Source organism: Micromonospora lupini (genome assembly GCF_026342015.1).
Lineage (GTDB): Bacteria > Actinomycetota > Actinomycetes > Mycobacteriales > Micromonosporaceae > Micromonospora > Micromonospora lupini_B.
Genome location: NZ_JAPENL010000002.1, coordinates 948329 through 960475, shown reverse-complemented (window position 1 = coordinate 960475; position 12147 = coordinate 948329). Strand labels below are relative to the sequence as shown.

Genomic DNA, 12147 nt, shown 5'->3' with positions numbered 1-12147 from the left:
ACGGTCGTCGTCGCCCGGCTCGGCCGCGCCGGCCCGGGTCGACAGACCCGGACCGGCGAGGCAGAACAGGGCGAGCGCGACCGCGATGGTCGACCGCCCCCGGCGGCTACGCGACCGAATGTGTCACCGTGCCGGTGTAGATGCCCGCGATGCTGTCCAGCGGGACGTTGACGATCATGGTCGGGTTCCAGGTCGCCGTGTTGCCGCCGGTGCCACCCGTGTGGGTGAACGCGGTCAGCGGAGCGACATTGTCCAGTGGCGCCGCGGCGGCCGCGTTGGCCTGGCCCGGCGTGAAGGTGCCGGTGCCGGTGGTCGCGGTGGCCGGACCCGACCAGTAGTCGATCTCCGTCGCGAGCACCGTCTCGGCCGGGGTGCCGCCGCCGGTCTGGAAGTTCGTCGCCGTCACCGTGGCCACCCAGGAGGCGTCCGCCGCACCCCGGGAGTCGGTGACCGTGACCGGGCCGAGCTGGCCGGTGATGGTGCCTCCGGGCGCGCCGCTGCCCAGGTCGGCGGTGGCCGGCGCGTCGATGTCGAGGGTGCCGACGAGCACCTCGAACGTGACGGTCGTGTCATCGGTGGGCGCCGCGGCGGCCGGCGCCGCGAGGAAGCCGACCATCGCGGCGGCGGCCGCTCCGGCGAGACAGATCTTGGCAGTACGCACTGTTCGTTACCCCGTTTTCTCGAAGTGAGCCGGCGCGGGTCCGCGCCGTACCGGCTACTTCGGAAGATAGGGCAAATAACACGCATAACTAGACAAACGGACCTTATGGCCCCGATGGGTGACGTGTGGGCCGCTCAGGTGAGCGCCGCCTCCGCGGCCGCGAGGAACGCGTCGTTCTCCGTCGGAGTGCCGATGGTGACCCGCACACCATCCCCGGCGAACGGCCGGACGATCACCCCGCGCGCCTCGCACGCCTTGCCGAACGCCACGGCCCGGTCACCGAGCGGCAGCCAGACGAAGTTGGCCTGGCTGGTCGGCACGTCGGGCACGAACTTACGCAGCGCCTCGGTGACCCGGTCCCGCTCGGCGACGACAAGCGCGCAGCGGCGCTCCATCTCGCCGGCCTGGGTCAGCGCGGCGAGCGCGCCGGCCTGGGCCGCCGTGCTCGTGGAGAACGGCGTCACCACCTTGCGGATGGCCGCCGCCACCACCGGCTGGGCAACCAGCCAGCCGATCCGCAGCCCGGCGAGGCCCCACGCCTTGGACAGGGTGCGCAGCACCGCCACGTTCGGCCGGTTCAGGTAGTCGAGGCCGTCGGGCACCTCGGCGTCGGTGACGAACTCCCGGTACGCCTCGTCGATGACCACAAGCACGTCGTCCGGCACCGCGTCGAGGAACCGGTCCAGCTCGGCCCGGCGTACGGCCGTGCCGGTGGGGTTGTTCGGGTTGCAGACCAGGATCATCCGCGTTCGGTCGGTCACCGCCGCGGCCATGGCCGCCAGGTCGTGCCCGTGCCCGGCGTCGTTGGGCACCCGCACGCTCGTCGCGCCGCTTGTCGCCGCGATGATCGGGTACGCCTCGAACGACCGCCACGAGTAGAGCACCTCGTCACCGGGCAGGCAGGTGGCCCGGACGAGGTGCTCGGCGAGCGCCACCGATCCGCAGCCGGTGGCGATCCGGTCCGCGTCCACGCCGTAGCGCTCTGCCAACGCGTCGCGCAGCGCGACCACGCCCATGTCCGGGTAACGGTGCGACGCGGTGACCGCCTCGGTGACCGCGTCGACCACACCCGGCAGCGGCCCGTACGGCACCTCGTTGCTGGCCAGCTTGATGGCCTCCGGCAGACCCAGCTCGCGCGCCAGGTCGGCGGGGCTGCGCCCCGGCACGTAGCTCGGCAGCGCGTCCAGGTCGGCGCGGGTCAGTCGCAGCGCGGGCTCGTGACGTCCGGAGTCGGTCATGGGGTGTCTCCCGAGGGCTGGGGGTGGTCGTCTGGGGCGGGGGTTGCGGGGGTGTCGGGGACCTCGACCACGACCGTCTGCGCGCGCTTGTCGTGCAGCGCCCGGCGCAGCGGGTGGTCGAAGAGGGGGGACAGGGAGTCGACAAGTTGCAGCAGCAGGCCGAGCCCGGCGCAGTACCAGAGCAGGGTGGGCAGGCCCAGCGTCGTCCACCGGGTCAGCGCCCGACCGAAGCCCAACGGCTGGTCGGCGGCGATCGGGACCGCGCGGATCCGCATCACCCGCTTGCCGATGGTCTGCCCGTTGGCCGCCATGGCGGGCACCTCGTACGCCAGCCACAGCGCGGTGGCGATCAGCACGATCACCACCTGGAGGAGCCCGGTCTGTTCGCTTATCGGCGGCATCCCCTCGCTGGAGGTGTTGCCCTCCATGCCGCGCCGGAACGCCTCCCGCCAGTACGGCATCAGCTCGTCCAGCCACCGCCAGACGAACCAGCCGTTGACAAGAACGTTCAGCGCGAACACGAGACCGAAGTCGATCAGCCGGGCGACGAGCCGGCGGCCGTAACCGGCCAACCTGAGCCCGTGCGGCCGAGGCTCGGGCGGTCTGCCGATCCAGCCGGGAGGACCGCCAGGTGCCCAGCCGGGCGGCACGCCCTGCGGCGGCCAGCCGGGGGGACCGGCCTGCGGCGTCCACCCGGGCGGGGCGCCCGGTGGCGTGCCCTGTGCGTCAGGTGGCGGCCAGCCGGAAGGGCCGGCCTGCGGGCCCCAACCCGGGCCCGGGTTGGCCTGCGGACCGTGTCCCGGGTGCGTACCGGCCTGCGGGGAGGGCCCGGAGTGCGGGGGCCGGCCCGCCGCGGCGCCCACCGGGTGGGCGGCGGGCGCGGCCGGGGTGACAGGTGCGGGCGGCGGCTCGGGCGGCGGCGGCCCGTCCGGCGGGGTGGCGTCGACGGGGATGGGCGCGCCGAGCCAGCCCTCGCCGTCCCAGTACCGCCGGGTGTCCCTGTCGGCGGGATCGACATACCAGCCGGGTTGCACGCTCACGCCGACGCTCCACTACTGAGCCTGCTGGTCCGCTCGCTGCGCTCGCTCACGAAGCCACCTTAACGACGATCGTTTCCGCGACCTTGTCGTGGAGGCACTGCTGCCAGGGCTTGTCCCAGAGCTGCCACAGCCCGTCGGCGTAACTCAGGCCCGGCACGACCGAGGAGGCCAGGTACTGCACCAGCCACCGCCGGCCGGCCATCCGCCTGTCGAGCGAGCGGGTCGGGTCGAGGGGCACCACGCGGAGCTTCATGACCTTCTTGCCGAGCGTCTGGCCGTCACGCTTGAGGTACTCCACGTGGTAGAGCCAGTAGAGCCCGAGCAGCACGACGAGCAGCCCGGCCTCGGCCAGCAGCATCGGCAGGAAGAACGAGGTGAAGAAGGTGGCCGGGTCGGGTTCCACGAGGGTCCCGTCCGGGTTGGTCCGGGTCATCTCGCTGAACATCCGCCACCACAGGACCAGGAAGACAGGCATGAACAGCACAAGCGAGACGGCTGTCGCCAGTGCCGTGTCGATGAGCCAGGCCAGCAGCCGGTCGGTGAAGCTGGCGAGCGGCTGCCCGCCGGGGCTCACCGTCGGCAGCGGCGCCATCGGCCGGGGCGGGCCGGGATACCACGGTGGCGGCGCGTACCCGGGTGGGGCGTACTGCGGCGGCACGGCGTACCCCAGTGGGACGTGGTGCGGCGGCACTGCGTACCCCTGGGGGTGTGGGCCGGGCGGCGGCGCGAGGCCGCCGGCGGCGGGCGGAGGCCCACCGACCGGCGGCGTCGGGTACGGCGGAGGCTGCGTCACGCTCGACAGTGTTACAGGTTGCCGCGGGCTTCCTGCTCCCGCTCGATGGCCTGGAAGAGGGCCTTGAAGTTGCCCTTGCCGAAGCCCAGCGAGCCGTGCCGCTCGATCAGCTCGAAGAAGACTGTCGGACGGTCCTGCACCGGCTTGGTGAAGATCTGCAGCAGGTAGCCGTCCTCGTCCCGGTCGACGAGGATCTTGTGGGCCTTCAGCTCCTCGATCGGCACCCGGACGTTGCCGATGCGGGCGCGCAGCTCCGGGTCCTCGTAGTACGAGTCCGGGGTGTCCAGGAACTCCACGCCTGCGGCGCGCATCGCGTCGACGCTGGCCACGATGTCGTTGGTGGCGACGGCGATGTGCTGGGCGCCGGGGCCCTGGTAGAACTCCAGGTACTCGTCGATCTGCGACTTCTTGCGGGCGATCGCCGGCTCGTTGAGCGGGAACTTCACCTTCCGGGTGCCGTTCGCGACGACCTTGCTCATCAGCGCCGAGTAGTCGGTGGCGATGTCGTCGCCGACGAACTCCGCCATGTTGGAGAAGCCCATCACCCGCTTGTAGAACTCGACCCACTCGTCCATCCGGCCCAGCTCCACGTTGCCGACGACGTGGTCGACGGCCTGGAAGAAGCGCTTCGGCTGGATGCCGGCGTCGATCATCGGCTGCCTGTCGACGATCGGGCCGCGGGCCACGAAGCCGGGCAGGAACGGGCCGCGGTAGCGGGAGCGGTCGACAAGCGTGTGCCTGGTGTCGCCGTACGCGGCGATGGCGGCCATCCGGACGGTGCCGTTCTCGTCGCTCACCTCGTGCGGCTCGACGACGCCTGTGGCGCCCTGGGCGACGGCGTGGGCGTACGCGGCGTCGACGTCCGGCACCTCGAGCGCGATGTCGCTGATCCCGTCGCTGTGCTTCGCCACGTGCTCGGCGCCGTCGGCGTCCGGGCGGACCGCACCGGTCAGCACGAACCGGGCCGAGCCGCTGGTCAGTACGTACTGGGCGTGGTCCCGGTAGCCCTGCTCGGGGCCCCGGTACGCCACGCAGGTCATGCCGAAGGCGGTGGAGTAGTAGTGCGCGGCCTGCTTGGCGTTGCCGACCAGGAAGTGCACGTGGTCGAGTCCACGGACGGGGAACGGGTCGTGGCTGATGTCGTGGTCGACAGCGCCGACGAGCCGGTCGACGTCGACGTCCTCGGTCGACTGGGGTCGGTCGATCGCCTGGGTCATGGTGGTCTCCCTCGCGTACCGGCCGGCCTCGTGGGCCGGTTCCTGACCGAAGGATCGCGGGGCGGGCGTCGAGTGGGCAACTGTCGACGTAAATGCTGGTCAGGTTGTGCATTCGGTATGGTGTGAACCCATGAATGGTGAGCAGGCTGTACAGCTCGACGCGCTCGACGTGCGCTTGATCGAACTGCTCGCCGAGGAGCCACGGATCGGGGTGCTGGAGTGCTCCCGGCGGCTTGGTGTGGCCCGGGGCACCGTGCAGGCCCGGCTGGACAAGCTCGTCGACAGGGGAGTCATCGGCGGCTTCGGCCCGGAGATCGCCCCGGCCGCGATCGGATTCGGGGTGACCAGCTTCGTCACCCTGGAGATCACTCAACGGCACGGCCACGACCCGGTCACCGCCCACCTCGCGGCGATCCCCGAGGTGCTGGAGGCGCACACCATCACCGGCTCCAGCGACCTGCTCTGCCGGATCGTGGCCCGCTCCAACACCGACCTGCAACGGGTCATCGACCAGATCGTCTCGTCGGCCGGCATCACACGCGCGTCGACGATCATCGCGCTGGCGGAGCAGATTCCCTACCGCACGCTCCCGCTCGTCCGCAGCGCCGTCCGCGCCGAGGGACGAACACCCACGTAACACCTCCGCGCCCAGAAAGCGCGGCGACACGGCGGCGCGGGGCGTACGGAAGATCCGAGAACGTGGCTACGGTGTGCGGGTGGCGAAGGGGAGCGTGCGCGGTGGGCTGCTGCTCGGCCTCGCCGTGGTCGTCGCCCTCGCCGCCACCGGCGTGTGGAACCCGTTCCCCGGGCTGTGGGAGTGGGTGGACCGCAGCGAACCCATCTCCGAGCCGGACGTGGTCTGGCAGCAGCGGGTCGGCGGCACCCCGCGCAGCGTGACGATCGCCGGCGACGCCGTCGTGGTCGAGCAGCGCACCCGGGTGGAGGCCCGCAGCCTGGCCACCGGCGCCCAGCTGTGGGAGCGCAAGGCGGACTGGTCGGCGGTCGCGGGCGGCGACCGCGACTCGGTAGTCGCCGTGGGCAAGCTCCTGGTCAAGGGGTACGAGCTGCTCGACCCGACCACCGGGGCGACCCGGCGGCGCGACGACGACGCAGTGGCTGTGTGGACGTACCGCAACCTGCTGCTGGACGCCCGCTGCTCGGACGCCACCGACTGCACCCTGAGCGCGTGGGACCCGCGCGGCACCGCCCCACTGTGGACGGCCTTCCTGCCCGGCGTGCACAGCGGCCTGCTCGCCGACAATCCGGGCCTGCGCGGCACCCGCCGGCTCACCTCCACCCGCATCGACGACGGGGTGGCCGGGCCCGAGCCGGTGCCCCCGCTGCTCGGCTTCCCGGTCGACGGCCGGGTGCACGTCGTCGACACGGCCACCGGCCGGGTCCTGCAGAACGTCGAGCCGGGCCGGGACGAGCGGCTCTCCGTGGTGGGCGGTCGGATGCTGCGGATCGCCGCCCGCTCCCAGGACGGCACCTGCTACTTCGCCATCTCGGCGCGGGACCCGGCGACGGGGCAGGAGGCGTGGCAGCGGGCCGGGGTCAACCTGCGTACCGCCGACACCGCCGGCTGCGTCCAGCGCGAGGATCCGCAGGGAGCGCGCAACGTGCTGATCGGCGTCGGTCCGGACGGCCGCGAGGCGGTCATCGACGGGTACGACGGGCGGCTGCTCTGGGTCGGCGAGGCCAGCACCAAGCTCGTCGCGGTCGACGACCGCTACGCGGTGTTCCGCTCCGCGGACAAGCGCTCGGTGGTGTCGCGTGAACTCGGCGCCGACCGGGTGCGGTGGACCCGCCCGGCAAGTGCCAAGGCCGGCGCGGCGCTCACCCCGTACGCGGCGGTGCTCGCCGACGAGAAGCCGTCGCGGTTGGTCGCCGTGGAGCCGCGTACCGGCACGGAGTTGGCCGTCCTGCGGACCTCCGCGAACGCCCTCGCGGTGGGGTCGCAAGGCATGATCATCGGCGAGGGCCGGGAGATCGGGTACGTCCGCTTCGGCGCCCCCGGCGGCGCCCCCGTCCCGCCGCCCGGCGACGGTGGCAACCCCGCCCCCGGCGGCACCGGTCCCGGATCGGGCAACGACGGCGACGGCGACGATGGCTGCGGGCCGAAGAGGGAACTCTGCCCCGATCCCGACGGCGGCAAGGACGGCTGAGCGGGCGGGCACCGGAGCGCTGCGGGGCGGGCGGATGAGAGCGGCGTCCCAGACCCAGCCCGGCGGGTGGGAATGATCGACCGGTCTGCCCTAGGCTTGCCGCTCATGAGCAGTGCCGCCGCATTCTCGTACGCCCCCCTGCTGCCGACCGGTCCCGACCAGACGGACTATCGCCTGGTCACCGACGAGGGCGTGGACGTCGTACACGGCCCGGGTGGCCGTCGTTTCCTCACCGTGGAGCCGGCCGCGCTCACCGCGCTGACCGCCGAGGCGATGCACGACATCGCGCACTTCCTGCGCCCGGCGCACCTGGCCCAGCTCCGGGCGATCATCGACGACCCGGCCGCGTCGCCGAACGACCGGTTCGTCGCGCTGGACCTGCTGCGCAACGCGAACATCGCGGCCGGCGGGGTGCTGCCGATGTGCCAGGACACCGGCACCGCGATCGTGATGGGCAAGCGCGGCCGGCACGTGCTGACCGACGGCGCCGACGCCGAGGCCATCTCCCGGGGCGTCTACCAGGCGTACACGAAGCTCAACCTGCGCTACTCCCAGCTCGCCCCGCTGACCATGTGGGACGAGCGGAACACCGGCAGCAACCTGCCGGCCCAGGTGGAGCTGTACGCCGAGGACCCGGACGGGCACCCCGACGCGTACAAGTTCCTGTTCATGGCCAAGGGTGGCGGCTCGGCCAACAAGTCGTACCTCTACCAGGAGACGAAGGCGCTGCTCAACCCGACGCGGATGATGCAGTTCCTGGAGGAGAAGCTGCGGCTGATCGGCACTGCCGCGTGCCCGCCGTACCACCTGGCCATCGTCATCGGCGGCACCTCCGCCGAGTACGCCCTGAAGACCGCGAAGTACGCCAGCGCGAAGTATCTCGACGCGCTGCCCACCTCCGGCTCGATGAGCGCGCACGGCTTCCGGGATCTGGAGCTGGAGGCGGAGGTGCTGGAGCTGACCCGCAACTTCGGCATCGGCGCGCAGTTCGGCGGCAGGTACTTCTGCCACGACGTGCGGGTGGTCCGGCTGCCCCGGCACGGCGCCTCGTGCCCGGTGGCGATCGCCGTCTCCTGCTCGGCCGACCGTCAGGCCGTCGCCAAGATCACCCCGTCGGGCGTCTGGCTGGAACGACTGGAGACCGACCCGGCGCGGTTCCTGCCCGACGTCACCGACGACACGCTCGACTCCGAGGTGGCCGTCCGGGTCGACCTCAACCGTCCGATGGACGAGATCCGCACCGAGCTGTCCAAGTACCCGGTGAAGACCCGACTGTCGCTGTCCGGCCCGCTTGTGGTGGCCCGCGACATCGCCCACGCCAAGATCGCCGAGCGGTTGGACGCGGGCGAGCCGATGCCGCAGTACCTGCGCGACCACGCCGTCTACTACGCCGGCCCGGCGAAGACCCCCGAGGGGTACGCGTCCGGCTCGTTCGGCCCGACCACGGCGGGCCGGATGGACGCGTACGTGGAGAAGTTCCAGGCCGCCGGTGGCTCGCAGGTGATGCTGGCCAAGGGCAACAGGTCGGGCCAGGTGACCCGCTCCTGCCAGCAGCACGGCGGCTTCTACCTCGGCTCGATCGGCGGCCCCGCGGCCCGCCTCGCCCAGGACTGCATCAAGCACGTCGAGGTGCTCGAATATCCGGAGTTGGGCATGGAGGCGGTCTGGAAGATCGAGGTGGAGGACTTCCCGGCCTTCATCGTGGTCGACGACAAGGGCAACGACTTCTTCGCCGAGGTCACCAAGCCGGTGCTCACCGTCGGCCGCCGCTGACAAACGCGTACGCGAAGGGGTGCCGGGCGAACCCGCCCGGCACCCCTTCTGTCGTCCGTGCTGAACCGACATCGGTGCGCCCGTACCGCCGGGGCGGCGGGGCGTGCGCACCGCCCCCGTCGGATGCCGTCACCGACAACCCGAAGTAAGTGTCCGATGGACCGCTGCCGATCCGCTCTCACATCGCTATCGCCTGACTGAGTCAATCTGTTACCGCCGGACTACGCTGCTGACAGTAGGGCCAGTGATGCGGGGGAGCAGATGCGGTTCGGGATCCTGGGTCCCCTGCGGGTCGGCGGTGGCGAGACCACTGTCACCGCTGGTCGAGACCGGATCGTGCTCGCCATGCTGCTGTTGCGGGCCGGCCGGCTCGTGCCTGTCGACGAGCTGGTCGACGCGGTGTGGGAGGAACGTCCCCCGGCCACCGCCCGTGCCCAACTGCAGACCTGTGTGTCACGGTTGCGCCGCCGGTTCGCCGAGCTTGGGCTTCCACCGGAGGTCATCGTCACCGATCCGGTGGGGTACGGCGTCCGCGCCGCTCCGGACGACCTGGACGTCGAGGTCTTCGGCCGGGGTGTGGAGGCGGCGCGTGCCGCAGTGGAGGCCGGTCGGCTGGACGACGCGCGCACCGAGTTCCGCGCTGCCCTGGCGCTCTGGCGCGGGTCGGCGCTCGCCGGTATCCCGAGCCGGAGCATCCGTCGCCGAGCGCAGGCCCTCGACGAGCAGCGCCTGACCACGTTGGAGGAGTGCGTCGACGTCGAGCTACGCCTCGGCCGAGCCGCCGAGCTGATCGACGAACTCGCGGAGAGCATCGACCAGCACCCGTTGCGGGAGCGGCTGCGCGGCCAACTGATGCTCGCCCTCTCCGCTGTCGGTCGACAGGCCGACGCGCTCGCGCTCTATCGGGAGGGTCGGCGGTTCTACGCCGACGAGTTGGGCATCGAGCCGGGCGTCGAGCTGCAGGAACTTCATCAGCGCGTACTCGCTGGCGATCTTGTCATGGCCGGTCGGGCACCGTTGCCGATCCACCCGGTCCGTTCGTTGCCCCGGGCGATCGGCGACTTCACCGGTCGGCACCAGACGCTGGCGCGTCTGGTGAAGGACGTGGAGGCCGGGGCCCGAATCCAACTCATCGATGGCATGGCCGGCAGCGGCAAGACCACTCTCGCCGTGCACGTCGCCACAGCCCTCGCGGACGACTACCCGGACGCCCAGCTCTACATCGACCTGCACGGGCACAGCGAGCGGACCCCGTTGACACCGGTCGCGGCGCTGGCGACGCTGCTGCGGCAGCTCGGTGTGCCCGCCGACCGGGTGCCGACGAACCTGGACGACCGGTTGGCGCTCTGGCGCAGTGAGCTGGCCGGCCGGCGGGCCCTGCTGGTGCTGGACAACGCCGCCAGCGCCGACCAGGTGACACCTCTGCTGCCCAACGGCTCGCACTGCCTGATCCTGATCACCAGCCGTCGCCGGCTGGTCGGTGTGGACGAGGGACGGCCGTCGTCGTTGCCGGTGCTCGACACGGACGAGGCGATCGAGCTGCTCGGGCACGTGGTCGGCGTCGACCGGGTGGCGGCCGAGCCGGAGGCCGCCACCGAGGTCGTCCGCCGTTGCGGCCATCTGCCACTCGCCATCCGACTGGCCGGTGCCCGACTGGCGCACCGGCCCCGCTGGCGCATCGCCGACCTGGCCGAGCGACTGACGAGCCGACCCGATCCGCTGGCCGAGTTCGAGGCGGGCGACCGGTCCGTCGGTCGCGCCTTCGCCCTGTCGTACGCCCAGGTGTCGCCGGCGGCGCAGCAGGCGTTCCGCCTGCTCGGCCTGCATCCGGGGGTACGGTTCGACAACTCGGTCGCCGCCGTCCTCGCCGAACTGCCCCTGCCCGACGCGCAGGACCTGCTTGACGAGTTGGTCGACGCGAACCTGGTGGAGGAGGCCGAGCCCGGTCGGTACCGGTTGCACGACCTGGTCCGCGAGTACGCGCGGACCCTGGTGGCGGAGCCGGAGCGGGCCGTCGAGCGGCGGCACGGCATCGAGCGTCTGCTCGACCACCATCTGCACGTCGCGATGGCGATCGCCCGCACGACGGAGTTCTCCTCGCTCCACTCGCTGATCCTGGTGGCGGAGCCGCTCCGCCCCGATCTCGTCGCGCTCGTCGCCGAGCAGGGCAGGGCCTGGCTCGACGAGAACTTGGCCGTGTGGACCGCCCTGGTCCGGCTGGCGGAGACCGAGGCCTTCCCGCAGTACTGCTGGCAGTTGGCTAGGGCCTGCTGGTACGCCCAGTTCGCGGGTGGTCGGTTGGACGAATTGATCGAGACGCACACCATCGGCCTGCGCGCCGCCGAGGCGTTGGGCGACGACCGGGCAGTGGGGACGATGCTCAACTATCTGGCCTCGGCCCACTACCGGCTGGCGGATTTTCCCGAGTCGATCCGGTTGATGGAGAGGTCACTGGAGATTTTCCGCCGCCTCGGTCTGTCCCGCGAGTTCCGCAACACCCTCGGCAACCTGGGCAGCTCGTACGCCGCCAACTTCCAGTTCCGCCGCGCCCGGGAGTGCTTCGACGCCGCTCGCAAGGTGGCGACGCGGATGCGCGACAAGGAGGCGCTGACGAACGAACTCAACAATCTGTCGCTGACCCTGCTGCTGTGGGGTCGCCACGAGGAGGCGCTGCACGTTGCCCGACGGCACCTGAGCATCGCCCGCGAGGTCGGCGACCCGCGGCGGATCGGCAACGCCCTCGGGCATCTCGGGATGATCCGGCATCGGATGGGTGACGTCGGACCGGCCAGCCGACTGCTGCGGGTGGCACTGCGGATCAAGCGACAGATGGGCAGCCGGTTCGGTGAGGGCGAGGTGTTGAACGAGATGGGGGCTGTGGAACGGGAGGCCGGGCGCCCGGAGCTGGCCGCCGACCTGCACCGCGCGGCGCTCGTCGCGATGACCGAGGTGGGGGATCGCATCGCCCAGTGCGGCTCGCGCAACCTACTGGCCCGAGCCATCCTGGACCAGGGGGACGTGACGAGCGCGCTCGACCTGCACCGTCGGGTGCTGGCGGACGCCGCCGCGTTGGGTGCCCGATACGAGCAGGCCCAGGCGCTGGAGGGCATCGCCCGCTGCCTCTTGCCGAGCGACCCGGCGACGGCCCGCGCGCACCTGACCCGGGCGCTTTCCCTGTACCGGCAGATCGACATGCCGGACCGGCACGAGGTGGAACGGCTGCTCGCCGGGTTGGGCTGACGGATCATCTGCGAGTCGGC

At 71.8% G+C, this 12147-nt stretch carries 9 protein-coding genes; 4 read left to right on the top strand and 5 right to left on the bottom strand.

All coding sequences use genetic code 11. The features are described from left to right. Positions 1 to 106: 106 nt before the first annotated feature. The 5 genes from OOJ91_RS19330 to hppD form a co-directional block, all read right to left on the bottom strand. Entirely contained in the window at positions 107 to 661 is a 555-nt protein-coding gene (locus tag OOJ91_RS19330; RefSeq protein WP_266246808.1) for a hypothetical protein, read from the bottom strand. A 134-nt stretch (positions 662 to 795) separates the two neighbouring features. Beyond that, positions 796 to 1899, bottom strand: a complete 1104-nt coding sequence (gene hisC, locus OOJ91_RS19325; protein ID WP_266246807.1) for a histidinol-phosphate transaminase — start codon at positions 1897 to 1899, stop codon at positions 796 to 798. Then, the gene (locus OOJ91_RS19320) at positions 1896 to 2939 is read right to left on the bottom strand and encodes an RDD family protein (RefSeq protein ID WP_266246805.1); all 1044 of its coding nucleotides are present in this window, start codon (positions 2937 to 2939) and stop codon (positions 1896 to 1898) included. The genes hisC and OOJ91_RS19320 overlap by 4 nt, the downstream gene beginning before the upstream one ends. 46 nt (positions 2940 to 2985) lie before the next feature. After that, positions 2986 to 3732: an RDD family protein gene (locus OOJ91_RS19315; protein WP_266246803.1), complete on the bottom strand. Its 747-nt coding sequence runs from the start codon at positions 3730 to 3732 to the stop codon at positions 2986 to 2988. A gap of 11 nt (positions 3733 to 3743) precedes the next feature. After that, positions 3744 to 4949, bottom strand: a complete 1206-nt coding sequence (gene hppD, locus OOJ91_RS19310; RefSeq protein ID WP_266246802.1) for a 4-hydroxyphenylpyruvate dioxygenase — start codon at positions 4947 to 4949, stop codon at positions 3744 to 3746. Between the two features lie 130 nt (positions 4950 to 5079). Here hppD and OOJ91_RS19305 point away from each other — a divergent pair, with 130 nt between their 5' ends. From OOJ91_RS19305 to OOJ91_RS19290, 4 genes are all read left to right on the top strand, one after another. Further along, positions 5080 to 5586 (top strand): Lrp/AsnC family transcriptional regulator, encoded by a 507-nt coding sequence (locus tag OOJ91_RS19305; RefSeq protein WP_266246801.1) that lies wholly within the window; start codon positions 5080 to 5082, stop codon positions 5584 to 5586. A gap of 79 nt (positions 5587 to 5665) precedes the next feature. After that, positions 5666 to 7114: an outer membrane protein assembly factor BamB family protein gene (locus OOJ91_RS19300; RefSeq protein ID WP_439117080.1), complete on the top strand. Its 1449-nt coding sequence runs from the start codon at positions 5666 to 5668 to the stop codon at positions 7112 to 7114. Positions 7115 to 7219: 105 nt separating this feature from the next. Further along, a complete protein-coding gene (locus OOJ91_RS19295; protein WP_266246800.1) occupies positions 7220 to 8887 on the top strand; it encodes a fumarate hydratase in 1668 nt (555 codons plus the stop codon). A gap of 261 nt (positions 8888 to 9148) precedes the next feature. Then, positions 9149 to 12127 carry an AfsR/SARP family transcriptional regulator gene (locus OOJ91_RS19290; RefSeq protein WP_266246798.1) on the top strand — a complete coding sequence of 993 codons (2979 nt, stop codon included), beginning with the start codon at positions 9149 to 9151 and terminating at the stop codon, positions 12125 to 12127. Positions 12128 to 12147 lie beyond the last annotated feature (20 nt).